At 64.8% G+C, this 26,096-nt stretch carries 29 protein-coding genes and 3 pseudogenes; 3 read left to right on the top strand and 29 right to left on the bottom strand.

Annotated elements, in window-relative coordinates:
• Positions 1–13 precede the first annotated feature (13 nt).
• The 13 genes and pseudogenes from B3098_RS08910 to merT form a co-directional block, all read right to left on the bottom strand.
• Complete coding sequence (locus B3098_RS08910) at positions 14–274, bottom strand: hypothetical protein (RefSeq protein WP_003090124.1); 261 nt, start codon at positions 272–274, stop codon at positions 14–16.
• A 16-nt stretch (positions 275–290) separates the two neighbouring features.
• A complete protein-coding gene (locus tag B3098_RS08915; protein WP_003116821.1) occupies positions 291–698 on the bottom strand; it encodes a hypothetical protein in 408 nt (135 codons plus the stop codon).
• A gap of 104 nt (positions 699–802) precedes the next feature.
• A complete protein-coding gene (locus B3098_RS08920) occupies positions 803–1,144 on the bottom strand; it encodes a hypothetical protein (RefSeq protein ID WP_003116822.1) in 342 nt (113 codons plus the stop codon).
• A 94-nt stretch (positions 1,145–1,238) separates the two neighbouring features.
• Positions 1,239–1,928 carry a DUF3275 family protein gene (locus B3098_RS08925; RefSeq protein ID WP_003116823.1) on the bottom strand — a complete coding sequence of 230 codons (690 nt, stop codon included), beginning with the start codon at positions 1,926–1,928 and terminating at the stop codon, positions 1,239–1,241.
• Between the two features lie 94 nt (positions 1,929–2,022).
• Positions 2,023–2,850 carry a DUF932 domain-containing protein gene (locus B3098_RS08930; protein WP_013391792.1) on the bottom strand — a complete coding sequence of 276 codons (828 nt, stop codon included), beginning with the start codon at positions 2,848–2,850 and terminating at the stop codon, positions 2,023–2,025.
• 145 nt (positions 2,851–2,995) lie between these two features.
• Entirely contained in the window at positions 2,996–3,901 is a 906-nt protein-coding gene (locus tag B3098_RS08935) for a DUF3577 domain-containing protein (protein ID WP_003116825.1), read from the bottom strand.
• A gap of 397 nt (positions 3,902–4,298) precedes the next feature.
• A pseudogene (locus tag B3098_RS08940) lies at positions 4,299–4,662 on the bottom strand (XF1762 family protein); the annotation flags it as partial.
• A gap of 141 nt (positions 4,663–4,803) precedes the next feature.
• Positions 4,804–5,106 (bottom strand): annotated as a pseudogene (locus tag B3098_RS08945) (DUF3085 domain-containing protein); the annotation flags it as partial.
• Between the two features lie 27 nt (positions 5,107–5,133).
• Positions 5,134–5,652: pseudogene (locus B3098_RS29110) on the bottom strand (Tn3 family transposase); the annotation flags it as partial.
• Positions 5,616–6,131, bottom strand: coding sequence for a Tn3 family transposase (locus B3098_RS29115; protein WP_003098931.1), 516 nt, complete (start codon positions 6,129–6,131; stop codon positions 5,616–5,618). The pseudogene B3098_RS29110 and the gene B3098_RS29115, both read right to left, overlap by 37 nt.
• Before the next feature lie 18 nt (positions 6,132–6,149).
• Positions 6,150–7,838, bottom strand: a complete 1,689-nt coding sequence (merA, locus tag B3098_RS08955) for a mercury(II) reductase (RefSeq protein ID WP_003098932.1) — start codon at positions 7,836–7,838, stop codon at positions 6,150–6,152.
• A gap of 10 nt (positions 7,839–7,848) precedes the next feature.
• On the bottom strand, positions 7,849–8,136 hold the full coding sequence (gene merP, locus B3098_RS08960; protein WP_003116826.1) for a mercury resistance system periplasmic binding protein MerP: 288 nt from the start codon (positions 8,134–8,136) through the stop codon (positions 7,849–7,851).
• Positions 8,137–8,148: 12 nt separating this feature from the next.
• The gene (merT, locus tag B3098_RS08965) at positions 8,149–8,499 is read right to left on the bottom strand and encodes a mercuric ion transporter MerT (protein WP_003116827.1); all 351 of its coding nucleotides are present in this window, start codon (positions 8,497–8,499) and stop codon (positions 8,149–8,151) included.
• A gap of 71 nt (positions 8,500–8,570) precedes the next feature.
• Here merT and merR point away from each other — a divergent pair, with 71 nt between their 5' ends.
• Complete coding sequence (gene merR / locus B3098_RS08970; protein ID WP_003098939.1) at positions 8,571–8,978, top strand: Hg(II)-responsive transcriptional regulator; 408 nt, start codon at positions 8,571–8,573, stop codon at positions 8,976–8,978.
• Positions 8,979–9,239: 261 nt separating this feature from the next.
• Here merR and B3098_RS08975 read toward each other — a convergent pair whose 3' ends face one another.
• The 9 genes from B3098_RS08975 to B3098_RS09015 all read right to left on the bottom strand — a co-directional run bounded on the left by B3098_RS08975 (position 9,240) and on the right by B3098_RS09015 (position 17,447).
• Positions 9,240–10,064, bottom strand: a complete 825-nt coding sequence (locus B3098_RS08975; RefSeq protein WP_003098941.1) for a hypothetical protein — start codon at positions 10,062–10,064, stop codon at positions 9,240–9,242.
• A gap of 288 nt (positions 10,065–10,352) precedes the next feature.
• Positions 10,353–10,631: a hypothetical protein gene (locus tag B3098_RS08980; protein WP_003116828.1), complete on the bottom strand. Its 279-nt coding sequence runs from the start codon at positions 10,629–10,631 to the stop codon at positions 10,353–10,355.
• A gap of 97 nt (positions 10,632–10,728) precedes the next feature.
• A complete protein-coding gene (locus B3098_RS08985) occupies positions 10,729–11,466 on the bottom strand; it encodes a hypothetical protein (protein ID WP_003116829.1) in 738 nt (245 codons plus the stop codon).
• Between the two features lie 83 nt (positions 11,467–11,549).
• On the bottom strand, positions 11,550–12,236 hold the full coding sequence (locus tag B3098_RS08990; RefSeq protein ID WP_003116830.1) for a hypothetical protein: 687 nt from the start codon (positions 12,234–12,236) through the stop codon (positions 11,550–11,552).
• A 182-nt stretch (positions 12,237–12,418) separates the two neighbouring features.
• Positions 12,419–12,811, bottom strand: coding sequence for a hypothetical protein (locus B3098_RS08995; RefSeq protein WP_003116832.1), 393 nt, complete (start codon positions 12,809–12,811; stop codon positions 12,419–12,421).
• 21 nt (positions 12,812–12,832) lie between these two features.
• Positions 12,833–13,045: a hypothetical protein gene (locus B3098_RS09000; protein ID WP_003116833.1), complete on the bottom strand. Its 213-nt coding sequence runs from the start codon at positions 13,043–13,045 to the stop codon at positions 12,833–12,835.
• Between the two features lie 337 nt (positions 13,046–13,382).
• Positions 13,383–13,694, bottom strand: coding sequence for a hypothetical protein (locus B3098_RS29120; protein WP_003108988.1), 312 nt, complete (start codon positions 13,692–13,694; stop codon positions 13,383–13,385).
• A gap of 336 nt (positions 13,695–14,030) precedes the next feature.
• Entirely contained in the window at positions 14,031–14,531 is a 501-nt protein-coding gene (gene lspA / locus B3098_RS09010; protein WP_034137618.1) for a signal peptidase II, read from the bottom strand.
• 3 nt (positions 14,532–14,534) lie between these two features.
• Positions 14,535–17,447: a heavy metal translocating P-type ATPase gene (locus tag B3098_RS09015; RefSeq protein WP_003098961.1), complete on the bottom strand. Its 2,913-nt coding sequence runs from the start codon at positions 17,445–17,447 to the stop codon at positions 14,535–14,537.
• 91 nt (positions 17,448–17,538) lie between these two features.
• Here B3098_RS09015 and cadR point away from each other — a divergent pair, with 91 nt between their 5' ends.
• Positions 17,539–17,937 carry a Cd(II)/Pb(II)-responsive transcriptional regulator gene (cadR, locus tag B3098_RS09020; RefSeq protein ID WP_003098965.1) on the top strand — a complete coding sequence of 133 codons (399 nt, stop codon included), beginning with the start codon at positions 17,539–17,541 and terminating at the stop codon, positions 17,935–17,937.
• A gap of 67 nt (positions 17,938–18,004) precedes the next feature.
• Here cadR and B3098_RS09025 read toward each other — a convergent pair whose 3' ends face one another.
• Both B3098_RS09025 and B3098_RS09030 read right to left on the bottom strand, forming a co-directional pair.
• On the bottom strand, positions 18,005–18,379 hold the full coding sequence (locus tag B3098_RS09025) for a DUF3703 domain-containing protein (protein WP_055312603.1): 375 nt from the start codon (positions 18,377–18,379) through the stop codon (positions 18,005–18,007).
• Between the two features lie 12 nt (positions 18,380–18,391).
• The gene (locus tag B3098_RS09030) at positions 18,392–18,628 is read right to left on the bottom strand and encodes a hypothetical protein (RefSeq protein ID WP_003098970.1); all 237 of its coding nucleotides are present in this window, start codon (positions 18,626–18,628) and stop codon (positions 18,392–18,394) included.
• 384 nt (positions 18,629–19,012) lie between these two features.
• Between B3098_RS09030 and B3098_RS09035 the strand changes: the two genes are divergently transcribed.
• Entirely contained in the window at positions 19,013–19,648 is a 636-nt protein-coding gene (locus B3098_RS09035; RefSeq protein WP_003098972.1) for a cation transporter, read from the top strand.
• Between the two features lie 723 nt (positions 19,649–20,371).
• Here the strand turns inward: B3098_RS09035 and B3098_RS09040 are convergent.
• The 5 genes from B3098_RS09040 to B3098_RS09060 form a co-directional block, all read right to left on the bottom strand.
• Complete coding sequence (locus tag B3098_RS09040) at positions 20,372–22,402, bottom strand: DNA topoisomerase III (RefSeq protein ID WP_003116834.1); 2,031 nt, start codon at positions 22,400–22,402, stop codon at positions 20,372–20,374.
• 283 nt (positions 22,403–22,685) lie between these two features.
• Positions 22,686–23,126 carry a single-stranded DNA-binding protein gene (locus tag B3098_RS09045; protein ID WP_003098976.1) on the bottom strand — a complete coding sequence of 147 codons (441 nt, stop codon included), beginning with the start codon at positions 23,124–23,126 and terminating at the stop codon, positions 22,686–22,688.
• A 73-nt stretch (positions 23,127–23,199) separates the two neighbouring features.
• Positions 23,200–23,727, bottom strand: a complete 528-nt coding sequence (locus B3098_RS09050) for a DUF3158 family protein (RefSeq protein ID WP_003098978.1) — start codon at positions 23,725–23,727, stop codon at positions 23,200–23,202.
• Positions 23,724–24,512, bottom strand: a complete 789-nt coding sequence (locus tag B3098_RS09055; RefSeq protein ID WP_286894577.1) for a PFL_4669 family integrating conjugative element protein — start codon at positions 24,510–24,512, stop codon at positions 23,724–23,726. Before B3098_RS09055 ends, B3098_RS09050 begins: the two co-directional genes overlap by 4 nt.
• A gap of 331 nt (positions 24,513–24,843) precedes the next feature.
• Complete coding sequence (locus B3098_RS09060; protein ID WP_286894578.1) at positions 24,844–26,094, bottom strand: STY4528 family pathogenicity island replication protein; 1,251 nt, start codon at positions 26,092–26,094, stop codon at positions 24,844–24,846.
• Positions 26,095–26,096: the final 2 nt, after the last annotated feature.

Consider the following 26,096-nt stretch of genomic DNA (forward strand, 5'->3'; position numbering starts at 1 on the left):
GGAAGAAAACCGCTCAGTCCGGCTCGAACTGCCGGGTGTGCGGGTTGAAGTGAAGCGGCTCGTCCGCCGAAGTGATCGGCGTGAAGCCTTCCAGGTAGATGTTGTTGAGGTACTGGTCGCGGTAGGTCAGTGCCTGCCGTGCCTGGTCCTCGGTGAGGCCGTTGTCGATGAAGTACGCCAGCATTTCCTCGTCGGAGGACACTTCGTCGTTGGACAAACTCCCTTCAACGAGTGCCAGCAACGAGGGCGGAAGCGTTGCCAGGATCGGGTCCATGTCGGTTCCTCCTGGCTCAGGCCATCGACGCCGCGGCGGATGCCGCGGATGCCGTGGGTGTGCGCCGCCGGGCGTGGTAGGCGCGAACGCCTGCACGCCAGTCGGCGGACTGCTCCGGTGCGAGGTCCAGATAGGACAGCGGGCACGTGTAGTAGTACGGGTGCATGGACTCGTCCAAGGACTTGTAGCCCCACTGGCCGCCGCTTCGTTCAAGCAGATCGCAGCGGATGTAGCGCAGGGACTGGCCCGGTGCGAGATCACGATGCACGCCTTCGACCTTGGCGGTCACTTCGGCGACGGACCACAGCACGTTGCCGCGCAGGGTGTGAGCGATGACCTTGACGCTGGCGCGCTCGGTCTCTTGCGGTGCGATCAGTTCCGCGATCAGTTCGGACCGCGATTGGTTTGAGAAATACCAGCCCATGAGAGGCCTCCTCGAAAAGTTGAGCTGAAGGCCTCCCCGTGGGGAAGAACCCCCAGCGGGTGATGGAATGCCGCATCTGCGGCGAAGGAACCTATGCGTCGCCCTCAATCCCAGTCGTCATCGTCTCGATCACAACCGGCCGGGCAGTAGCCGAACTCGATCCCGTGCGAGCAATAGCCATGCTCCGCATTCCAGTCCTGGGTTTCCTGCCGTTCGGCAGGTGTTGCGTAGTCCCATTCCTGGGCCGCGATTTCGAGAGCCTGAGCACGTTGCTCATCCGGCAAACGATTGGCCTGTGCGTCGATCGCCGAACTGAAGAGCGTCACGTAGTGGTCGTAGGACAAGCCGCAACCGCGCTGGGCGTGTGCGGCGGCCGCTTTGCAAAGGTCCCGCCACGCGGGTTCATCCAGCGTTGAACGCGGGGTATCGCAAGCGATGGTGGACATGATGGAGACCTCCAGAAAATGGCCAGGGCCTCCCCCGCATGGGAAAGGAACCCCGGCGGGTGGATGAAGAACACCGCGCATGCGGCGTCTGCGATCACGCAGGTTTTGGTTCGGCCTGGCGGCTCCACTCCTGCGTCTTGAAGTCCAGCGCGTAGCCCAGCTCGCCCAGGCGGGCGATCTGCGCGCGCAGGGTGCGGCGGTCGATGGTCGAATCCAGTTTCACGGACTCGCCCAGCGGCCACAGCAGGCCGAAGAGCGCGGCGTCACCGTCTTCGGTGCTGCCGGGGGCAGCGGCCGTAGCAGGCGGTGGCGCATCCACGCCGAAGGGCGTGGTATCGACCAGCGGGTCCGCGGACGCCTGCACGGGTGCGGGCTTGGCGGGCCTGGACGCTTTGGTGGGCTTGGCCGGCGTTGCCGCAGGCTGCGCCCCTTGCTCTTCATCGAGCGGATCGACGTCCTGGGTGGCGAAGCTGCGGGCTTCGTCGCGGCTGAGTTTGTCGATGCCGTTGAGCGTCATGCCGTCGAGGCTGGCACGGATCTCGAACCGCATGCCGCCGCCGACCGGATAGGACTTCGGGAAGATGTACCTGATGATGAATTCCCCGTCGTACTTGCCTTCGGGGTACTGCTCCAGCTCCGGGTCTTTGACCTCGAAAGTACCGAGGTGCGTCGCGAGGCGGCCAACCGTGAACGGGCCGTTCTTGCCGCGGATGGTACGCAGCGTGAGCTGGCCGGGGACGACGATGGGCGCAACAGATTTCTCGGAAGCCGATGGGGTTGCCATGATGGTTCTCCTGATGATGAATGACGGGCCGCCGACGGCACCCGGTGGATGAGAGGAAATGGCCTCGCCCGAGGTGGGCGAGGTCCGCGTGGCATCACGCCTTGAGCTGGCGCATGCCTTCGGCCAGCAGCCACAACGCCCGGTTCAGGCGCAGGTTCTGGTCGATGCCTTGCACCGGACGGGTGCGCTGATTGCGGCCGTTGGCCGTGCGTCCGTTCAGGCCCCCTTTGACTAGGTTCTCCTGGACGCGGTTGAAGACGGCCCACAGGTCGTTCTTGCGGTCGTCCCATCGCCGAGGGGCCAGCAGTTGGCTCTCGGTGACAGGCGTGGACTTGGCCGGATCGTCGTACTTGAGTGCGAGCGCAGAGTTCGCAAAGACCTCCGCTTCGCCCTCATCGAGGGTGATGGTGCGCATCGCATCGCGCGCGTTCTGCACGCGCTCGAAACCTTCGAGGACTCCGTAGGCACCTTCGATCACCTGGCTGGCCACGTCGCCCTTGTGGGGAACGCGGATGTCTGCGGTGGTGTCACCGCAAACCAGGCCGTTGTGGCAGACGAACCGGAACATGCCGGCGAGCATCTGATAGCTGCTCGTGCCGTCATGGCTGTTGAGCAGGATGATCTCGTTCGCCTCGTCGCCGTTGATCTGGCTTGCATGGCGAAGTCGGATGAGGTGCTTCGTGTACTCGCGCCGGTCTTCGTTGCGCACGCGCGTCTGACACACCATGAAGGGCTCGAAGCCCTCCTGGCGCAGCTTGGTCAGCACGGTCGAGGTCGGTATGTAGGCATACCGATCGGACCGGCTCCCATGTGGAGCGTCGGCGAAGATCGACGGAACGACGGCACGAATGCGGTCGTCCGAGAGTGGGCGATCAGAGCGCAGGATCGGGGATTGCGGAGCAAAGCGGGATACCAGAGACATGGCTGATCTCCTTTGAGAAATTCGACAACCGCGTGGCCGTGAGACCACGCGGAACTCGGGGGATGAAATGCGCAAGCACGCGTCCTGGGGACGCGGCGTACGTGGGGAGGAAAAGCGACAAGGCCCCGTGAGAGGCCGTGCCGGATCAGAACGAAGCAGCCAATGCCGGCTCCTGCTCCTGGACTTGCGCCTCGGGCTCGCGCTCGGCGGGCTCGGTGGCCGTGTCGATGGCATCGTCGGCTTCGGACGCGGATGCGTCTTCGGCCGGCGGCGCCTCGGCTTGCGCCTGGCTCGTCGGATAGACCTGGGTGCCGTCGATCTTGATGAGACCGATGTGGACCAGCGTCGATTCCAGGCTGGCGGCCGGTTCCCCGGCGTGCTCACCCTTGGTGCGGATGTACGGATCGATCTTCATGTCGTTCAGACGGAAGGCGATCAGCACCTTGCGGTCACCCTCGACGGCCTGAACGCACCGGCGAACCAGGTGCTCGGCTTCCGGGGTGGCGACGATGGTGTCGAAGTACCGATACTCCGGTTCATCGACAGGCCCGGCCAGTGCCGCGACGGTGCAAGAGAGGAACGAGTCGCCAGCTTTTGGGGTGACGTCCTTCACACGATTGAGATAGCCGATGCCGCGGGTGATCAACTCGTGCTGCTCGATCGAAGCCAGTTCGGCCCGGTCGATCAGTTCGGCCTTGAGCAGTCGCGCCTTGAGGGACGCGGCGGCCTGACCCTTCTGCTCACCCTTGTCGCGGATGTACACATCGCCCCACAGGTCACCGAGGCGAAAGCGCACCAGCGGGCGCTGCTTGGGATCGTCAACGCCGATGTAGCGCTGAACGAGCTTCTTGGCCTCGGCACCCGAGACCTTGACGTCGAAGTAGCGGTAGCTGGGGTCCCGGGCGGGGCCGACCAGCGCGGCGATGGTGCATGCCAGGAAAGGCTGCGCACGGCGGCCGCCCCGGACGGGCACTTCACGGACACGCTGGATGTAGCCGATGCCCGAGGTGTGGAGGTCGAAATACGATTTCTCGTTGGACGTGGTGTTCATGGTGAATCTCCATTGGGATGAAGCGGAGACACACCGGCCCACGCATGCGGGGAAGGTGCGTGACCCCGCGGTGGGTTGATAAGGCGAAAGCATCCGCCACCAGAGGCTGGTGGCCGCTCGCGGAAGGATGCGGTGCGAGCTGGCTCGGTCACGCAGTGGGAACTGCGCCGCAACCTCGAAGACCGATGGTTGCCTGGCATGTCGCTGACGACGTCAGCAGGCATGGGGCCAGCATGGCGGGGCCTCGCGCGCGCGGCAGCAATCAATCGGCACCCGGGCGCTTCCCTTTGTCCGCGCCACCCGGCGCCTGTCACAGGCACTTGGCGCCGCGCAGGTGCTCGGGGGTATCGGCGCGCGGACGGCCGGGACGGCTCCAGGCGCCGCCACCGCGCGCGCCGATCAGCCGCCAGCCGGCGGCGCGCAGGCTGGCGCCACCTTCGTCGGGCATGGTGTAGGTGAGCAGGCGTATGTAGCCCAGCGCCCTTGCCGCCTGCCAGGCCGCGCCGTAGAGCTTGCTGCAGGCGCTGGGTGTGCCGTCGGTGCACAGCCGCGTGACTTCCAGCGTCCAGGTGCCGCGCGACCGGGCGGCCGACAATGGCCACGCCGTGGATCAGGTCGCTGTCGCTCAGCGTGACGGCCAGGGCGAACTTCGCGCCCTGGACCGGGCGGTGGTGGCGATGGTGCGACAGAACGAATGCATTGGCCGTGCGCAGCGACACCGGTAGGAGGTGCAGCCTCGGCGAGGTCGATGGCGTGTTCATGCGGTTGTCTCCGGTGGCATGCCGGCGTTGTGGCCGGCGGGGCGTGCCTCGGCGGCTGGAGACAAACGCGCACGCGCGGCGATGGCGGCGGTGCGAACAAAAGAAGGCCCCCGATGCGGGGGCTGCGAGGCGGTTGCCGCGTCAGGCGGGAGGCACCACTGCTAAGGACAGGTGCGTGGCGGTGGCGGAAAGCACGAGATCGTCCGCCGAGTGCTGGAGGCGCGTGAACAGGCCGTCCTTCGGGTCGAAATACTCCGCGAAGTCATCGCCGCCCAGCTCGCGGCCGGCGAGGTGCCACCAGTCATCGAACGGGTCGGTGTCCGGGTTGCATCCGACGGCGTAGGCGAGCAGTGCCTGGCGCCCATCCGGGCGACGCTCCCCACGCTCGGCGAGGAAGTACACGCCCTGATCCTTGACCAGGACAATGCGGCACTGATTGGGGACGTCTCAGAAAACGGAAAAAATCGTACGCTAAGCCGGTTGCAGCGGTCGTAGCGGCCTGAACTTGCCCGCGCCGATCTTGGCGCTGCTGCGCCAGAGGTAATCGCCGGTCAGGTTGATGTGCTCCCAGCCCAGCGGCGACAGGTACTGCAACAGGGCGTCATCGACAGTCTGGCCGTGACCGCGTAAGGCGTTTGAGGCCCGTTCCAGATAGACCGTGTTCCACAACACTATGGCCGCCGTCACCAGGTTGAGGCCGCTGGCCCGGTAGCGCTGCTGCTCGAAACTGCGGTCGCGGATTTCGCCCAGCCGGTTGAAGAACACGGCGCGGGCTAGCGCGTTGCGGGCTTCGCCCTTGTTCAGTCCGGCATGCACGCGGCGGCGCAGCTCGACGCTTTGCAGCCAGTCCAGGATGAACAGCGTTCGCTCGATGCGGCCCAGCTCGCGCAGCGCCACGGCCAGGCCGTTCTGGCGCGGGTAGCTGCCGAGTTTCCTGAGCATCAGCGAGGCCGTCACCGTGCCCTGCTTGATCGAGGTGGCCAGCCGCACCTTGGCGTTGATCGCCTTGCCGGACGCCTGGAACTGCTGCTGATGCTTGTGCTTGGCAGCGTTGAACAGCTTGCCCAGGATGCGGTCGTGCAGGTCGATGATTTCGTCGGTGACGGTGGCCATGCCCTCGATGGCGAGCGCACCAGGGTCGCGTAGCGGCGCTGTGCCTCGAACTTGGCCAGATCGGCGGGCGTCATCTGGCCGCCTTCGCGGGCGATCTTGAGCAGGCGGTTCTGGTGCACCGACCGCTCGATGCCGGAAGGCAGGTCGAGCGCCTGCCAGGCTTTGAGGCGCTCGATGTGTTCGAGTATGTGGCGCGAGTTCGGCTTGACGGGCGACTGGCGCAGCCAGGCCAGCCAGGTCGTCTTGCCGTTGTCGTGGCGCTTGAGCAGATCGTCGAGGCGGTGCCGGTGGGTGGCCGACAGTGGATCGGACAAGGCCGCGTAGATGCGGCGGTTGGCGCGGCTGTAGGCGTTCATCGAACACCTCCCTTTTCCTCATCCGGCGCAACAGGACAGTTGCTTCACGTCCTTGTTGAAGGTCTGCGCCGCGAGCTTCAGTCCCTCGACCATGGTCAGGTAGGGGAACAACTGGTCGGCCAGCTCCTGCACGGTCATCCGGTGGCGGATCGCCAGCGCGGCCGTCTGGATCAGTTCGCCCGCTTCCGGCGCGACCGCCTGTACGCCGATCAGCCGCCCTGAGCCAGCTTCCGCCACCAGCTTGATGAAGCCGCGCGTGTCGAAGTTGGCGAGCGCCCTCGGCACGTTGTCGAGCGTCAGCAGCCGGCTGTCGGTCTCGATGCCGTCGTGGTGCGCTTCCGCCTCGCTGTAGCCCACGGTCGCCACCTGCGGATCGGTGAACACCACCGCCGGCATCGCCGTCAGGTCCAGCGCCGCGTCGCCGCCGGTCATGTTGATCGCGGCGCGCGTGCCGGCCGCCGCCGCCACATAGACGAACTGCGGCTGGTCGGTGCAGTCGCCGGCAGCAAAGATGTGCGGTGCGCTCGTGCGCATGGCGCGGTCGATGACGATGGCTCCCTGCGCATTGACTTCGACGCCTGCCGCTTCAAGGTTCAGGCTGCGCGTGTTCGGCGCGCGACCGGTGGCGACCAGCAGCTTGTCGGCGCGCACTTCCCCCTGCCCGGTGGTGAGCACGAATTCCCCGCCCGCATAGGCAACGTGGCTCGCCTGGGTGTGGTCCAGCACCTCGATGCCCTCGGCGCGGAAGGCGTCTGTTACGGCTTCCCCGATGGCCGGGTCTTCTCGGAAGAACAGCGTGCTGCGCGCCAGGATCGTGACCTGGCTGCCCAGCCGGGCGAAGGCTTGCGCCAACTCGACCGCCACCACGGAGGAACCAATCACGGCCAGCCGCTCGGGGAGCGAGCTGCTTTCCAGCGCCTCGGTGGAGGTCCAGTGGGGTGTGTCCGCAAGGCCCGGGATTGGCGGAAGCGCCGGGCTCGCGCCGGTGGCAATCAGGCAGCGGTCGAAGTTCACCTCGTGCGTGCCGCCGTCAGCGGTCGCCACGGTCAGCGTGCGCGTGTCCCTGAACCGGGCCTCGCCGCGCAGCACGGTGATGGCCGGAGTGCTTGCCAGGATGCCTTCGTACTTGGCATGGCGCAGCTCCTCGACGCGGCCTTGTTGCTGGGCCAGCAGCCGCTCGCGCAGTACAGCGGGCGCTGCGGCCGGCAGGCCAGCATCGAACGGGCTTTCGCGGCGCAGGTGGACGATGTGCGCGGCGCGGATCATGATCTTGGACGGCACGCAGCCGACATTGACGCAGGTGCCGCCGATGGTGCCGCGCTCGATCAGCGTGACGCGGGCGCCTTGCTCCACGGCCTTCAAGGCAGCCGCCATCGCCGCGCCGCCGCTGCCTATCACAGCCACGTGCAGCGCTTGTTCACCGCCAACATGCTTCGTTTCGCCACCGAGCCAGCCCAGCGCCTTGTCTAGCAGGCCGGCAGGCTTGTTCGGCGTGTCGGTAAGCCGTGCGCGATAGCCGAGCGTGGCCACTGCGGCAACCAGCGGGGCCACGCTCACGCCTGCATCCGCCTCGATTTCGGCCTGCCGCTGCGGATAGGACACCGAGGCCGCGCGCACGCCGGGCACGTTCGTCAAAGCCTGCTGGACGTGCTCGGCGCACGACGTGCAGGTCATGCCTTCGATGTGGAGGGTGATCGCCTCGGCCATGATTACGCCCTCACTGCTTGACGCTGGACGGGTAACCCGCGTTTGCGGTGGCCTTGGTCAAGGCGTCGGCATTGGTCTTGGCCTCGTCGAAGGTGACGACGGCCTCCCGCTTCTCGAAGCTGACTTCGGCCTTCTCGACGCCGGCGACCTTGGACAGAGCCGTCTTGACCGTGATCGGGCACGCGGCGCAGGTCATGCCGGGCACCGACAGGGTGACGGTCTTGGTGGCAGCCCAGGCGGGCGCGCTTAGAGCGGCGGCCAGGGCGATGAGGGTGGTGAGGGTGGTGAGTTTCTTCATGGTGATCTCCTTTCAGTAGAACAGCGGCAGGACGTAGGGAAACGCGAGGGCAACCAGGACCAGGGCGGCCACGATCCAGAAGATCACCTTGTAGGCAGTCCGCACTTGGGGCACGGCGCAAACGTCGCCGGGCTTGCAGGCATGGGCTGGTCGGAAGATGCTGCGCCAGGCGAAGAACAGCGCGATGAGCGCTGCGCCGATGAAGATCGGCCGATACGGCTCCAGCACGGTCAGGTTGCCGATCCACGCGCCAGAGAAGCCGAGCGCGACCAGGACAAGGGGGCCGAGGCAGCAGGCCGAGGCGAGGACGGCCGCGACGCCGCCGGTCGCCAGTGCGCCGCAGCCGTTCTTGGGTTCCGACATAAGGTTCTCCTTCCGGGACTTCGCTTGATGCTGTAACGTTACTTCCGTAGTCAACTACGGAGTCAAGCGCCATGGAGAACGCTCAAGAGAATCTGACCATCGGGGCCTTCGCCAAGGCAGCCCGGGTCAACGTGGAGACGATCCGCTTCTATCAGCTCAAGGGCTTGCTACCCCAGCCGGAGCGGCCCTACGGTCGCATCCGCCGCTACGGGCAGGCGGACGTGGCGCGGGTGAAGTTCGTGAAGTCAGCCCAGCGCCTGGGATTCAGCCTGGATGAAGTCGGCCAGCTCCTGAAACTGGAGGACGGCACCCATTGCAGCGAGGCGGCCGAACTGGCTGCTCACCGGCTGGCCGATGTGCGCGCACGCATGGCGGACCTCACGCGGATGGAAGAGGCCCTGTCGACGCTAGTGAGAGAGTGCAACGCGCACCATGGCAATGTTTCCTGCCCGTTGATCGCAGCTTTGCATTGCTGCTAAAGGGCCCACTTCGGCTCTTAGCGTACGATTTTTTTCCGTTTTCTGAGACGACCCCTGATTGGCGATGGCTTCGGTCAGCACGGGGCGCAGGTCAGCGCCTTTGAATCGCAGTGACATGGATGAAATCTCCTGTGTGGAAGAATGAGAAAGGCCTCCATCCGATGGGATGAAGGGCCTGTAGTGCACGCGGCCGGAACGGCTGGAACGCCGTGGCGGATGCCTCGGGTCAGCCGCAGGACCGCCCGGTTTCGCTGCGGGGCGTCATGCCGGGACGGCCTGGCGCTTGCGGGCCGCTTTCGCGTCGAGGATGCTCACGTCGATCTGGCGCCAGCGCCCGTCGTCGATGAGCCTCTCCAGCACTTCGCCGAGCATGTCGAAATACACCTCGTCGTGCCGATCGACCAGTTCGACCGATTCACCGTTCTGACGGTGCAGTTCCACCACGTAGGTGTCTCCGCCGCGGTCGTAGAGGATCGTCACCCGGCCCTCGAACTTCGCGGTCGAGACCGTGAAGCTGATCGCCGGCGGGGTCTCGATGATCTTGGAGGGCGTGGGATCGACCCAGGTGAAGTCGCGGGCACCGGCATCCACCAGCATGTGGGTGATGCGCCGGAAGCGATCGGGGGCCGGCATCTCCTCCAACTGCTCGATGAGCTGGCCCAACTCCATGCACTGCGGCGTGGGAATGGGCAGCTTGGCCGGCGCCGAGCCGAGGATGTGCCTCGTGATGGTGTACGGCGTGCCGTCCGAAGTCTCCTCGGTGATGACCTCCGGCGTGTCCGCGCGCAGTCCGTCGAAGCGACGACGGGCATAGGGTTGGACATGCACCTTGGCGCCTTCGGCAGGAACCGTGGTCACCAGGCTGGGATCGAGCACCGCGAACTCGGAAGGCTTGAGCTTGACGACGATGGCATCGTCGGTCGCGGCGACCACCTTGCCGTCGAAGGGTTGGGGGTCGATGGCGAAGCCCAGCGTTGAGGACAGCGGCTGATCATCGAACACGCGGTACTTGAACGACCGCACGTTGCGGGGCACATGGCCTGCGACCAGCGAAGGCATCATGGATTTGATGAGGGAACGATCCATGGGGAAACTCCTTGAGGAAAAACAAGGGATTCCCCGCCCGCAAGGGAGAGGTCCCTTGTGGGTGGCGTGGATGGACGCGGTAGGTCCGTAGGAAGAAACGACCAGCACGGTTTCCCGCGCTTGCAGCCTCGAAGGTCTCGACTGCCTGGGCATGTGCCGGCAACGCCGACGAACATGGGGCAAGCATGGCCCTGGGGCGGTCTGCCTGCCCGCAGGAAACGGCACCGCACCACAACCGTTTTCCTGTGCTGCGGGCAAGAAAAAGCCCCTCGAAAGGGGCTGGAGGAATCAGGCTTGGTACACGAAGTAGTGCTCGCGCTGACGCGGAAAGAACACGTGTTTCCACGTGTCGCCGCTTGTGTTGCCACCGTCGAAGACGACCATTTCGTAGTCGTCCACGTCGGTGTCCACCAGGTCGGCGCTGGCGATATGGCGCATGTGCAGCGTGCCGCTCATGCGCTCGAATACCAGGATCTGGCCGATGGCATCTTCCTGGCTCATGGCGTTGACGCAGGCTCCGAGTTGGTGCTCGAAGTCGGATGCGGGTGTGATGAGGTCGGGGAACATGGGATCGCTCCTGTGAAAGTGCGCCGGCCCGGCTCTCTGGCGGGAGACCGGGCCGGCATGCGGTGAGGACAAGGAAGGCCGGGGATGTGTGTGGCAGCTATTCGCCGGCCAGCGATAGGCCCGGCAACACGGGTGCGTCGGCATCGAGGATGAGGATGCGCACGTCGGCCTGGCCGGCCAGTTCAAGGATCTGTGCCAGCTCGTCCGGCATGCCCTTGCTGCGGTGCTCCTGCCGAAGCTGCTCGGCGGCGATCCCCTCGACGTCCTGCAGGTGCTGGTCCGTCCAGGGCGTGGAGATCAGCTTGACGCCGATCGCCGGGCTGTAGGGAATCCGGAACGCGATGAACAAAAAGGCCTCCGGCGTCGCGAGGTCAGCCAGGTTGGCCAGGTACTGGCCGGTTTCGCGGCTGATGTGCGCGCTGCTGATTTCCCAGCACCGGCTGTAGTAGCCGGTCTCGAAGCTCAACCGCTGCACGACTTCCCGTGCGGCCTCGGCCGAATAGGTGTCGCCAATGTGGACGGGGCGGCCGTCGAAGTCGTCGCCGTGGATCGCGTACACCACGGCACCCACCATGCCTTCGCCGCTGCCCCCTTCAGCCGCGTCGCATTCGGCGATCAGTGCGGCGCCGACAGGTTCGGTGCCAGTCCTGACCACCGCGAAGTCGCTGGTGATGATGCAAGGAGAAGAAACCAGCGCCGCGTCGCAGAGGTGCTGCTGGCTCGGGTGGATGTTTCGCCAAACATGCGGGCTTCCGTCCTCGTAGCTGATGGACAGCGTGCGGACGATTTTCAGATTCCAGTAGCCGCGTAGAAAGGGATTGGGATTCTGGGACATGGGATTTCTCCAACAGAATAATGATGGAGCAAATCCCCGCCACCGGGAATTGACCCCGGTGGGTGGAAAGAAAGGAAACAGCGTCAGGTGACGCTGATCGTTGGCGTTTGGGCCAATCGCTCGGCGACGCGCCGGCGCAAATTCATGCGGAATGGCTCGTCGCTGACGCCCGCCAGCAGATTGATGGTCTCCAGCGCGATCAGGGCCGAAGCCTCTTCGATGTCGGCGGCCACAATGGTCTTGCGCAATTGGTCGCCGAGCTGGAGGGCCTGGGAGGAGGAGCTGATGAAGCGGACCTCGCGGCTCAGGTAGCAGCCGTTGCCGCCGAACTCGAACAGCCGCGGCTTGCTGCAGTACCAGCAGCCCTCGAACTGGATGGCGGTCAGGTGGTGCCCGTCATCGAACCGGGTGGCGATCAGAAACAATGCGTCGAGATCGGCGGTGTCCTCGAACGAATGACGGTCGATCAAGTTCCCCAGCTCTTCGTCCTCATCGGCACGGAAGTGCACGGCGAGCAGTTCGAGCAGCGGCGGGATCGACAGCCCTTCGTCGTCCGGCATCGGAATACCGAGTTGCGTGGCCAGGTCTTCCAGGCCATCGAGCACGTCCGGCCATTGCGGATTGGTGGTCTCGGCGATCTGGGCGATGTAGGCCTGCCCGTTGCCGGGGTGGCTCTCGTCCAGCGCGAAGGCGCCGAACAGCGCCTGGATGACGGGCGTCACACGGTCGAGCACGAGAACGCCGGTGGCTTCGTAGTAGTTGTTGGCCATGAAGGCTCCTTTCGATGAATGAACGGAGCCAGCCCTTGCGGACGATGGCATCCGCAGGGGAAACCGCCTGATGCCGGATGGCGCTGGGCGGGGAGAAAACGCGAGGGACATGGCCTCGAACGAGGCGCATGTCCCTCATGGGGTCCCGTGAACGCAGTGATGAAGGTGTGCCAGGGACCGGCTCACCAACCGCTGTAGTTCAGCAGCAGGTCGGCGATCACCTGGCGACGTTGCAGATCGAGACCATCGAAGTCCGACAGTCCTTGGAAGTGGCAGCGCTTGAGCATGGCACCGCCCTCGCGCGCGTTGTAGAAGCTGAACATGGCGGACAGGAACATGCGTTCCCCGCTGCTCAGGACGCCGAGTGCGTCGTTGGCACGCAGCATGTCGGGACGCAGATCCCACTTGCTCTTTGCCTGGTTCAGGCCTTCGCGCGTGCCGTCGCCAAACCATTGCGGGCCTGCGATCTCGACGCCGCGCTTCCAGACCTCGAAGAAGGCTTGGGGCGCGGCGGCGAAATGCTGCTCTTCCCGCATGATCTGATCGACGACTTCCTGGGGCAAAAGCTGGTTCATGACGTGGTTCCTCCAGTTGGATCAGGGTGTGGCGAGCTGGGACCAGCCGCCTCTTTCGAGGGCACGTTGAGCCGCGGCATAGCTGCGGAAGTACTGGCAGGATTCCCGCGAAACGGGACCTTCTGTATCGCGCGTGCCGATGTAGTGGCCGGCGGCGCTATGCAGGATTTCGAGCGGCAGGAACTTGCCGCAATGGATCAAGGCCAACTGGCCGAAAGAGGCTTGCTGGGACATGGACGGGCTCCTTGGAAAAAGCGGGGCCTCGTCCCTCACGGGATGGCAGCTCCCGCACGCGGTTGAGAAAAAAGCATCGGCGTCACGGGTGACGCGCGTCCGCAGACTCGATGCGATGGCGGACTGGCGGGTAGCGCGGAAAGAATCCGCGGCAGCCTGGAAACTCTGGCTGCTGGCATGGTGCTGACGAATCAGCGACACATGCGGGCAGCTTCATGCGCGAGGCGAGCCGCGTCAGCCGGAAATCGGCATTTGCAACAGCCCCGATTGGCGAACGCGGAAAAAAGAAAGCCCCGCAATAAGTGCGGGGCTGTCAGGAGGATGAGGCGAAACTGGGTCAGCGAGGCCTGTCGCCCAGTACATGCTGCTTCCACAGGGCGAATGCCTCGTCCGGTCCCAGCTCTGCGAGGATGACGATGGGCTGGCCCCGACGGGCACGCAGCGATGCGAAATACGCTGGCCGGTCGGCGATGGCGTTGAGCTTGATGCCCTTTAGGAACAGCAACTGGCGGGGGCGAACTTTGGTGGTAACGCAGGCATGATTGCGCTTGTTTGGGGCAAAAGGGCCAGCGAAGCGGGCGGACACGGCCAGAAAACCGCGACGAACTACTTGTACTTGCCAGGCGAGGCGAACGGGTGACATCAGCATATCGCTATGCGGTAAAGAAGACCGTCCTAAAGCTTGCAGGATCCCGGCATAGCTTCATCATCACCTCTCCGTGACGGCTCATTGGAACGAAAAAGGCCAGCATCGCCGTGATGGACTTTCATAATTGCCAGGTCAACTGGCTTGCGTGCTGTTTATTCACAGCAAGGCATTGCGACGTCGTTGCAGCAATCGCCGCCATCGCAACAGGGCGTTGCAGCAAAAGCGGCGGTGGGCGCTAGCATGAGGGCCAAGCCGCGGCCGCTCATGCTGGGGGCCGTTCTCTTCAGATTGGTGTCCTGCACCGTGTGCATTGCGAATTTCCGGATCGTCCCAATGTCACTGGGACTCCTTTGTGGCGGCCGGGTTCTCCACGCTCATGAACGACTGGGCCACCAGCGCGATCGCCCCGCCCACGATGGTCATGTCAGCGATGTTGAAGGCGGGCCAGTGCCAGCCGTGCAGGTGAAAGTCGATGTAGTCGATAACGTGCCCGCGCGTGGCGCGGTCGAACGCGTTGCCCAATGCGCCGCCCAGAATGAGGCTGTACGAAAGGCCTTCCGTTTTGCGCAGCGGCCGGGAGAGCAGCCATGCGAGCCATGCCGATATTGCGAACGCGATCGCCAGAAAAAACCACCGCTGCCAGCCGCCCGCGCCAGCAAGGAAGCTGAACGCCGCGCCGGGATTGAGAGCGTGAACTAGGTTGAAGAATGACGCCACCTCGTGCGACCAACCCAAGGGAGTTGTCGCGTCAATGTAGCTCTTAGCTGCCTGATCGCCGGCGAATATAACGATCGCGAGTGAGTACCACTGCGTCTTGCGAAGAGATGGTTCATCCATTGTTCATGCCGCCTTGAACTTCAGGAGGCGCAGCCCATTGACGACAACCAAAAGACTTGCCCCCATGTCAGCGAACACAGCCATCCACATGGTGGCATGCCCTGTGAACGTCAACGCAAGGAACACCGCCTTGATGCCAAGGGCCAGAACGATGTTCTGCGTGAGGATCGCCGCAGTGCTACGCGACAGCCGGATGAAGGCGGGGATCTTGCGCAGGTCGTCGTCCATCAGGGCGACGTCGGCTGTTTCGATCGCGGTGTCGGTGCCGGCCGCGCCCATGGCGAAGCCGATGTCGGCACGGGCGAGCGCGGGCGAATCGTTGATGCCGTCGCCCACCATGCCCACCTGGCCCTCGCCGCCGACCAGGCTTTCGATGGTCTTGAGCTTGTCTTCGGGCAGTTGGTCACCACGGGCTTCAGAGATTCCGACCTGGGCAGCGATGGCCGCGGCCGTGTGCTGGTTGTCCCCCGTCAGCATCAGCGTGCGCACACCCAGCGCCTGCAGGTCGGCCACCGCCTCACGGCTGGTTTCCTTCACGGTGTCGGCCACTGCAAAAATGCCGAGCACGGTCGCATCGTCCATCAGCAGGATCGCTGTCTTGCCTTGGCGCTCCAGGGTCTCCAGCCGAGCCTGGAGCGTCGCTTCGCTCAGGCCCAGCTCCTGGGCGAGCCTGTGGTTGCCCATGTGCAACATGCGCCCGGCGACGCGGCCGCGCACGCCGCGGCCAGGCAGCGCCGCGAAGTCGTCGACCTCGTGCAGCGCGATGCCGTCACGGTTCGCCTTGCGGGCGATGGCCTGAGACACAGGATGGTCCGAGCGTGCCGCGAGGCTTGCGGCCCAGGCGGCAACTTCCTGCGCCTCGCCGATCAGCGGCACGAAGTCGGTCTGCTCGGGCTTGCCATGTGTGAGTGTGCCGGTCTTGTCCAGGGCCAACGCCTTGAGCTTGCGCCCGCCCTCCAGGTAGACGCCACCCTTGATCAGGATGCCGCGTCGGGCGGCAGCGGCCAAGCCGCTGACGATGGTGACCGGCGTGGAGATGACCAGAGCGCAGGGGCAGGCGATCACCAGCAGTACCAGGGCCTTGTAGACCCAGTCAAACCATGCGCCGCCGAAGGCGAGCGGCGGCACGACGGCAACCAGCACGGACACCGCGAACACCGCCGGCGTGTAGACGCGGGCGAACTGGTCGACGAAGCGCTGCGTGGGCGCACGGCTGCCCTGCGCGGACTCCACGGCATGGATGATGCGCGCGAGCGTCGAGTCGCTGGCGCCTGCGGTCACCTTGTATTCGAAAGAGCCGGTCTCATTGATGGTTCCGGCGAAGACCTGGTCACCTTCGGCCTTCTCGACGGGCAGGCTCTCGCCGGTGATGGGCGCCTGGTTGATGGCCGATCGACCCGAGGTGATCAGGCCGTCCAGTGCGATGCGCTCGCCAGGACGCACGCGGACCACCGCGCCCTTTGCGACCTCCTTGGCCGGCAGCTCTGTCCATGAGCCATCGGCCTGCCGCACGGTCGCGGTCTCGGGCGCCAAGTCCATCAGCCCCCGAATGGCGTTGCGGGCGCGGTCCAGCGACTTCGCCTCGATCACTTCCGCCAACGCGAACAGGAACATGACCATGGCGGCCTCCGGCCAGTGGCCGATCGCCATGCCGCCGGTGACCGCGATGGCCATCAGGGCGTTCATGTTCAGGTTGAGGTTCTTCAGCGCGATCCAGCCCTTCTTGTAGGTGCTGAGGCCGCCGGTGAAGATCGAAACCAGTGCCAGCACGATCACGGCCCAATGATTGCCGTCGTTGACCCAGTACACGCCTTCGGCGGCCACCGCCGCAACGCCCGAAACCGCCATCGGCCACCAATTGGTCTTGTGCGCGGCCACCGGGGCATCGCGCGGCTCATCAGTCCTCTGGACCTCGGCTTCCATGCCCAGCGATTCGATGGCTTCGACTGCCGGCTTGATCGCGTCGGGTGTGTGCCGAACCGTGAGCGTGCGCTGCATCAGGTTGAAATCCATTCCCTGCACGCCCGGCATGCCTTGCAGCTTGCCGCGGATCAGACTTTCCTCGGTCGGACAGTCCATCTTCGCGATGCGAAGTACCGTGGTGGCTGTCTGCATGTCCTGCCGCGCAGCCTGCATTCCAATGGAAGCAAGCGCCTTCTCGATCGGCGCTGAGGTCGCCAGCGTGTGCTGGACTCCCAGCACACGCTGCATCAGATTGAAGTCGAGCGCGGTCACACCCGGCAGCTTGCCCAGCCGGTCGCGGATCAGCGCTTCTTCCGTCGGGCAATCCATGTTCTCGATCCGGTACGTCACCCGCTCGCCGATCGGCGGCGCGGAAACGGCAGCGGTTGGTTGCTGCTGCAGGGCCGAGGATGGGATCACAGCCGCGGCTTCGATCGGCCCCGTGTGGCCGAAGGTCTGCTCCTTGGCGCGCATGCCGATCGAGGCCAGGACCTGCTCCATCTGCGCGCGTGCCTGAGCGAGGTGTTTCACCGACAGGGTGCGCTCAGCGAGGTCGAAGTCGAGGTCCTGAATTCCCTCGACTGCCCCGAGGTGCGAGCGGATGAGTTTCTCCTCGCTCGGGCAGTCCATGTTCTCGATGCGGTAGGTGGTCGACACGGCGGCGTCTCGGACAGCCTGAGCCTTCATGCCCACCGAATTCAGCGCTTGCTCCAAGGCATCGGCCGAGACTTCGCGGTGCGAAATGGTCAACAAACGCTGCGGAAGATCGAACAGGAGCCGCTCGACACCGGGCATGCCCTCCAGCGTTCGCCGCACCAGTGCTTCCTCATTGCGGCAATCCATGTTGCTCACGTGGAAAACGGTGGTTTCAGTGCTGGCCTGCTCACTGGCGCACGCCGTCTGTTGGCCATTGCCGCCGGAGCAGGCGCATGGGCTGGAAGGTTCTTTGTTCATAGATCGCTCTTCATTGACAAGGTTTTCCCCGGATGCCATCATTACAAAACCTCTAGTAGATATAGAGTCAAGTTTTTTATAGGAAGCAACCATGATGCGGATCGGTGAACTGGGCAAGAAGGCAGATTGCTTGGTGCAGACCGTGCGCTTTTACGAGTCAGAAGGCTTGCTGCCCGAGCCTGCACGTAGCGAGGGCAACTTCAGGCTCTATGACGAAGTCCATTTGCAGCGCTTGCTGTTCATCCGCCGCTGCCGGGCGAAGGACATGACGCTGGATGAGATCCGTCAACTGCTGAACTTACGGGATCGGCCAGAGTTGGGCTGCGGCGAGGTGAACGCGCTGGTCGACGCTCATATCGCGCAAGTGCGGACCAAGATGAAGGAATTGCGCGCCTTGGAGCGCGAGTTAATGGATCTGCGACGCTCCTGCGATAGCGCCCGAACCTCGCGCGAGTGCGGCATTCTCAACAGCTTGGCCGAGCCCGCCTGAAGCTCGAGCGTGTCATCGGTGCTGGAAGTGATCGGGTCCAGTTCTGAGAGCCACGTGCCGCGCTCCATCATGCGAAAGCGCGCGGTTCTGACGTTTTGAGACGGCGTGCGACCGAGGGCGTGGCCCACAGGAGCCAGCGCGAGCCGGACGACCTGCGCGCCGCAATCTCCGCCACCTTACGGGTTCTCCAGGCCAGACCGAGCATCGCGGCGTGGCTGCGCAGGTGCAGGTGCAGGCCAAGGTAGCAGTGCGCCACGACGCGGCCCGACTCATGGGCACGCCACGCAACTCGCGATCGCTTCGCAAGAAGCCGCAAGGCCCGACTCGCGCAAGAATGCGACGTGGGCAAGATCGTATAGCCAGCAGCGCAAGCGTTTGCCGCTGCTGGCCGGCTCCGGAAGGGATAGACAAGCTGCGGGCCGTAGTCCATTGGAAAGTCCATCTTTCTTGAGTGTCACTCTTTGGCGCCCAGCGTGTGCTTTTGCGACCGGAAAGCGCTGAACAAGTGGCCCCCGGGCATCCAGAAATCGCCGTAGTTGACTTGGGCGTCTTCGTGCTCACGCTTGTGATGCCAGCGATGGGCTTCAGCCACCCCGATCAACAATCCCAACGGCCCGACCCGGTATCCCAGATTGGAGTGCTGGAAGGCCAGATGCACGACCAAGAAGCCGAGCCATGCGCCGACGGCCAACCACAGCTTGGAACGCCGCTACTGGCTCAACGGGGAGTGGAAAGGCCGCCCGCCCTCTAGCAAGGCGGCACAAGCGAGCGCGACGATCACTGTGAGTAGCTCCGTCGGAAAAGACGGCCGGCCGGTCGCGAGCTCGCCGAAGAGCACAACCGCAGTGGCGCCACGGATCAGTGGATAGCAGCCATACCGGATGACAGTCGCAATGAAGGGGGCGCATTGGTGCTCATCTGTTCTGTCCTAAAGCTCTGACTGGATTGGAAAACCTTCTAGCTACGGTAGAGTCAAGGGCGTCCGGGAAGACCCTGTGGCAAGTTCATTGCATCTGCGCCTTGACTCTCCAGCCGCTACAGGCTTCAGCATCCATCGATTTGGAAGGAACAATGCATGGCTGAAAACCACAGAAATCACGAAAACGACGAGTTGGGCCGCCTAGATGCGAGCGATGCGAAGGACCGAAAGATTCTTCTGACTGTGTTGCTGATCAACCTGACGCAGTCCGCCGCCGGCATTGCCCTTGGCATCTGGGCTGGCTCTACGGCGCTGATGGGCGCCGGGTTGGACAACCTCGCCGATGCGTCGGTCTATGCGGTTAGCCTGTATGCCGTCGGTCGTGCGGCAACGGTCAAGGTGGGCGCGGCCCGCTTGTCGGGTTTCTTGCTAATCGGCCTGGCCGCGCTGCTGCTGTTGGAAGTCCTACGCCGCTTCGCTGGAGGGGAAGAGCCTGTCGGCCCAGCCATGATGGCCATGGCCGCGCTGAACGCGGCTTTGAACCTAGTGTGCCTCAGACTACTGCGCCGCCATCGCGGGGAAGATGTGAACTTCAAGGCGTCAGCGATCTTTACCAGCAACGACTCCATCGTCAATGGTGCGATTGTGCTGTCCGGGGTGCTGGTGATGGGGTTCGGGTCGAACATCCCGGATCTGGTGCTGGGCGTCATCGTGGCCGCAATCGCAGCGAATGGGGGGCGGGAAATCCTGCGCGAAGCATCGGAAACAGCTCGCCGTAAGGCGGGCACATAAGGCATGTTTTCGCCCAGTTCATCCCGAGGTTTACCTCTGCAAAAGAGGTAGTCCAGCCTTTGGGCTACGGCCTCGGCTGCAGCCGAGCGTACCATTGGCGATGGCCGCGCGATAGGCGGGCATGCCGTTCTCGACCTCCGTCTGCCGTACAGCAGCGGTGCGCAAGGTTGAGGGTGCATGTCGTCTCTCCTGTTCGTGTGGCCCAGGCCAATGGCCGGGCCGGGACGTTGATGGGCAGGAGAATGGCGCCGAAGGCCCAACGGCCTTCGGCTCGGGAGAAAAGAGGAACCACCCGTGGGCTGATTGGCAGGCCCGGTCGTCGCTAGAACCGTCTGCTCATCAAGCAATCACACCCGGCCCATGTCGTGGCTGGGGCCGGCATCGTCTGGCGCACATCCGCGCACAAAGGGAGCCCGTTTTTGCACCGGCGGGCACCGGCACCGATTACCGCTGACCACGAAGGGTCTCCCGGTGGCTCGTGCAGCCTGGCAAGCCACCGGGAGACCCTTCGCAGAGGGCGGAAGAAACGCAGATCAACAGAACGCGCGTGGTGCGGCTCGCAGAGAAGCTACCTTCAGGTCCCGCGGCCGGGGACGGCTGGGCGGGACGCGCACACGGATCAAGAAGGCGTTGCGCGCTGGGCGTCCCGCAGGGCATGCGGCGGAGTGCGGGACAGGGGCCACGCCGCCGAAGGCGGGCACGGCTCACGGGGAACGGGGGCGGTCAGGAGCCTTTGCGGCCGCTACGGCGCGGGCGCGAGGCGCCGCGCTTGGAGCTGCCGGATTCGACTGGCAGCGTGCCTTTGCAGTCCGGGTAGCGGCTGCACGACCAGAACGGGCCGCTCTTGCCGCTGCGCTGGCGCGTGGGTGCGCCGCACTGCGGGCATGCCGGCCCTTGGGGAACCTTGATGGACAGGGAGGCGCTGCCGTACTGCGCAATCAACTGCGAAATCCACGCGGCCTGCTTGCCGATGAACACGTCCAGGGTGAGCTGTCCGGCCTCGATCATGTCGAGCGCCTGTTCCCAGACGGCGGTGGTGCCAGGGTCGGCAATCGCCGCAGGCACGGCATCGATCAAAGTGAAAGCCGCATCCGAGGCGCGGATGGCGCGCCCCTTCTTCACGAGGTAGCCGCGAGCGATCAGGCCGCCGATGATGTTGGCCCGCGTCGCTTCGGTGCCGATGCCAACCGTATCCTTGAGCTTCTGCTTCAGGCGGGGATCGGACACCAGCTTGGCGACGCCTTTCATGGACTTGACCAACTCGCCTTGCGTGTACGGTTTGGGCGGCAGCGTCTTGAGTGCCTTGAGATCGACGTCGGCCACCTGGCATGCCAGGCCCTCATACAGTTTCGGCAGCGCGGGCAGCACCTGGGCGCGGACCGCAGTATCGCCCTCGCCATCACCGTCTTCGGCCTGCGGCTCGGCGAGCACCTGGCGCCAACCCGGGATGACAACCTGCTTGCCCGTGGCCGCCAGGTTCTGCCCCCCGCACGAAAACTTGGCCACAGTGCGGTCGAACTCGTGGTGAGGGAGGAACTGCGCCAGGTAATGCGACCGGATGAGCCTGTACACGGCCAGTTCCTTCTCGCTCATGGCGGAGAGCTTCGCCGGTTCGAGCGTCGGGATGATGCCGTGGTGCGCCGTGACCTTGCCATCGTTCCAGGCGCGCGAGCGCTGCGAGCGGTCGAGCTGGCCCATGATCGAGCGCAGCGAGGGATCGGTCTTGAGCAGGCTGTCGAGAACGGTGGGCACTTCGGCAAACATGCTCTCGGGCAGGTAGCCGGAGTCCGAGCGGGGGTACGTCGTGGCCTTGTGCGTCTCGTACAGGGCTTGGGCAATCTCCAAGGTTTCCTGCACGTCCAGCCCAAGCTGCTTGGAACACACTTCCTGCAAGGTGCCCAGGTCGAACGGCAGCGGCGGGCCTTCGCGGACACGCTCAGTCTCCACCGACACGACGTGGGCACTGCCCGCAGCGCGGATCTGCTGCATGGTCTGCTGTGCGACCGGCTGCCGCAGGCAGCGGCCTGCGTCGTCGGTGCACGCATCGGGTGGAACCCATTGCGCGGCGAAAGTCGAACCGCCTGCGAACAGGGACACGGCGATGGCCCAGTATGGTACGGACACGAAGCGCGCGATCTCGCGGTCGCGGTCCACAACGAGCTTGAGCGTCGGGGTCTGTACGCGGCCGACCGACAGCACGCCGTCGTAACCCGCCTGTCGCCCCAGCACCGTGAACAGCCGGCTCAGGTTCATGCCCACGAGCCAATCCGCACGGGAGCGCGCCAGCGCCGAGTGGTACATCGAAAGCGTCTCGGCCGAAGGCCGCAGCTTGCCCAGTGCCGCCCGAATGGACGCATCGTTGAGCGCCGACAGCCACAGGCGTTCGATGGGGCCGCGGTAGCCGCAAAGCTCCACGATCTCGCGGGCGATCAATTCGCCCTCGCGGTCGGCATCGGTGGCGATAACCAGGTGAGTCGCCTTCGCCAAGAGCGCCTTGACGACCTTGAATTGCGTGGCGGTCTTCGGTTTGACCTCGACCCGCCAGTGCTGGGGAATGATGGGCAACTGCTCAACGGACCATCGTTTGAGCTGCTCGTCGTAGGCCTCGGGCGGCGCCGCCTCCACGAGATGGCCGATGCACCAGGTGACCGTGACGCCGGAACCGTTGAGGCAGCCTTCACCGCGCTGCGTGGCGCCGAGAATCCGGCCAATGTCTTTGCCCTGGGAGGGTTTCTCGCACAAGAACAGCCGCATATCCGTCCATCCCGATTCCTGTTGTTCATGGAGTTGCTGGGATCGAGGATGCCGAGCGCAGCCCCTGGCAGCAGCAAACAAGCCGCATGCGGCAGCGACCGCTTTCACGCCGATGAAATGGCGAGTGCGGGGAAGGTGCGTGGCCGGAAGTGTGCGGGCCGAGAGCCGCGATTTCCGGGAGCGCGCGTGGAACTCGGTGGACGTTGGTGGAGCTATCCCCTGGGGATAATTCGCAGCGCATGGAGGGCGGCGAAGCACTGCGGCAGCCGCCCTCCATGCCCGATCACTTCCTGCGCTTGGTCTCTTTCGGCGCCGTCGATTCCTGGGTGGCCTGGGGCTTCGGCTCTGCCTCCTGTGGCTTCGGGCTGAGGGCCACAGACTCGATGCGGTACGGCAGGATGCCGACACTGCGCGCGTTGACCTGCCAAGTCTCACGCGGCTGATCTTCGTTGTCCGTCCAGGGGTCGCGCTCCATGCGGCCGACGACCAGCACCCGCATGCCCTTCTGGTAGAGCTGCTGCCAGCGGTCGGCGTCGTGGTGCCAGAGTTCCACCGGCGCCCAGAAGCCGCCGCGGTCCTCGAACTCGCCGCCCTTGGTGGGGACGGGGTTGTCGAAGTACACGTTCAGCCGGAGCAACCGGCGAGGATCGTCGTTGCCATTGGGGAATTCGCGGTACTCGGGAGGCGATCCGATGTTGCCCTCGCCGATGAATTGTGTGCTCATGTTGGAATCTCCGTGGTGGTTGAAATACCCGTGCCTCGTTGGGCTCGGGCGCGTGCTCGGATGGCAGGCGCAATCACCGATCGCGCACTGCGGCAGGAACGGACGCGAGCCGGCGCAGGTAGGTGTTGTCCGCCTGCGCGGCCTTGCTGGCGCATTCCTGTGCTTGCCTGCCCAGGGTGTGCAGCAGGCTGATCTGCATGTTCAGCATGACGCGCTGCAGTTCGATCTCGTGCAGGTCGTGCAGCAGGTTGACCGGCGTGCTGGGGCTCGCCATCAGCTCCTGCCACAACGCCACGCCCATGGCCGATCGATCGTGCTTGCGCCAGCGAAGAAAGGTCGTGCCTGCGCCAGTGGTCTGCTGGGCCAGCTCGACGGGAAGCAGGTGGAAGGGATGCCCGCACGCCTGTGGCAGCACCTGTCGCTGCGCCAGGGCAATCAACTCGTCGCGCATGGCGAAGCACTGGCTGGCCCAGGCCTCGAAGTCCCCTTTACCTTTAAAAGGCTTTAAAAGGCCTTTTAGAGAGGCCGCGTGTTCCAGCCGCATGAAGGCTGGCTGTTCCAGACGACGGAAGTAGCGCGGTTCGCGGTTCGGGTCGCTCATGCCGGTTCGTCCTCGCCGGCGGCTGTGGACTTGGCCTCGGCCGAATCGGCGGCAGCGCCTTCGTCGGTGGGAGATGCGGCTGCGGCAGCGCTATCACCACGCTGTTGCAGACCACGGCGCACGACGGGCGGCGCAAACTTCGAGCGGCGCATGCCTTCGAGCACGTCCTGCGGCAGTTCGCCGAACTTCTCCAATGCTGCCCGAGCTGCGGCGTTCTTGGCCGCGAAGTCGTCGCGGGTGCAGCCCGAGTAGCGGTATTGCTGGGCCAGGCTGAACAGGCTGCGCAGCGCGTGGGCACCTTCGTTGAGCCAGCGCTCCAACGTCGAGCGATCGATCAGCGCGGTGTGGTGGGCGAGGATCAGCTTGCGCGCGATGTCGTCGTAGTCGGCCAGGAGATAGACGGCGGCAAAGCCCAACTGCGCATTGACGAACAGCGGAAGCTTGACGGGCTGCACGTTGAGGTTCTCGCCCAGGGTCAACGCGGCGGGCACGCCGGCCAGGGCCTGGTCCACCTGGTCGCGCAGCGATTGCAACGTGGTCCTGGTCTGGTCGAGCTTTTCCTCGATGCGCAACATCCACCAGTCGCTGTACGGGTCGTCCTGCTCCGAGCCGCGCTTCATCTTGTTCATCACGGCGATGTAGCCGTTCAGGCCGACGATGCCGGGTCGCCCCTCGGCGGCGGCGCGGCCATGCCAGATGCGCGAGGCGTGGTGGGTGTGAAGCGTCAGCGACATCGCGCTGCGCAAAGAGCCGAGATTGAGTTGCAGAGGTTCGTTGGTTGCCATGGCGTCCGCTCGCTTGGGAAAAGGAGCGGTCAGGATCGGCACGCAACGGAAGGCAGTCAGTCAACAAACCGAAATGAACCGGGACCCGGTTGTCGTGGCAGCGGTGGCCTGTGACACGAGCTATCCCCAGGGGATAGCTCCATCGAAAGCCATGGAGCGCTGCTCGCGCAAATGGTGCGTGCGCTCATGCAACCGACGCCATTACGGCCCCCCTGGACCGAAGTGCCATGCCGTGCCTGTCGGCGTTACAGCTTGTAGTACATCTATCCCCTGGGGATAGCTCTACTGACGGCCATCGACGTCTGCTTCACGCCCTTGTCGCTCGTCGCGCTCAGCTACTGCGCAGAAGGTCGCGCAGCCGGTCAATGTGCTGCCGGGCCACCTCGGGTGGAACCACATTGCGCGGTGGTTCAGGCGGTGCATCTCGTGCAGGGGCAGGTGGCGGTGCTGACCCGGCTTGCTTGGCCCAGGCGTTGAACTCGCCACGGATGGCGCGCTGGATGATGCCGAACAGGTAGCCTGCCGGGTTGCGGATGGTGCTGCCGCGACAGCGATCCGCCCATTCGTCCAGCACGGCCTGGCGTAGCGGAGCATCGACCTGCTGCAATGCCACGATGGCGGCGGCCTGCTGCTCTTCCTTCAAGCCGAGAAAGCGATCAGGCAGGCGAACTCCTGGCATCGCACGCGCCTGCCCACGCTCACGCGCGGTAGTACGTACTTCATTCATACGACTACTACGTACAGTACGGTCCTGCTTCGGATTCCGAAGAGCGCCGTCTGACGCGGGTTTCGGCCCTGCTTCGGAATCCGAAGAGGGGTCATCAGAATTCCGAAGAAGGCTCGGCGCCCCTTCTTCGGAATCGTGAACCCTATCCTTCTGTGGATAACTCTCCTGCGACCCAATGCCCTGGCTCGCGAGGCGTTCGGCAAGGACCTGCAGCCGCGAGGGCAACGTGCGGCCAGACAACAACGGGTCTTCGGCGATTTCCTTGAGGGTGTGCAAGCCCACGACCTGGACGGCCTTGGCCGAATGGCCCAGGGCTTGGCTGACGAGCTCCAAGTAGTCCGGGTCGAGCTGCATCGCCTCGAAAGGCGTCAGGGGCTCATCGTGCAGGACGTAGAGGTTGCCGAGGATGCGCCCGGTCTTGGGGTCACGCCTGCGGCGCACGAGACTCAACCAGCGAGTCAGGCGCAACAGCGTCAGCGCCCGTGCCACGGTCTCGTGAGAGGCCTTCCCGGCGCAGGGCATTGACGCGAGCCACGGGCGAAGTTGCTCATACGTCGGAAACGCCGTGACCCCATCCTCGTTGAGCATCATCCGAAAGACTTGCCAGGCATTGCGTTCCAGCGGCGTCAGGCGTCGGTCCAGGAACAGCCGTCGCGGCACGCTCTCGTGCCGATTGCCGCTGAACAGAAAACCGTCGCCGGTTGCGGAGACAGGAGATGTTGCGGATGCGGGAGCTGGCGCGGACGCGGGCGGGCGAGGTTTCGGTGCAAGGTCTTTCAGCGCGCTGTCGAACAGATCAGCGAGGGCGACCGGGCCTTGGCGTGGTGCTCGTGGTGCAGCGTCGTCCACGGCCATGA

The sequence above is a fragment of the Achromobacter sp. UBA2119 genome (assembly GCF_002331005.1).
GTDB classification, from domain to species: Bacteria; Pseudomonadota; Gammaproteobacteria; order Burkholderiales; family Burkholderiaceae_B; genus Achromobacter; species Achromobacter animicus.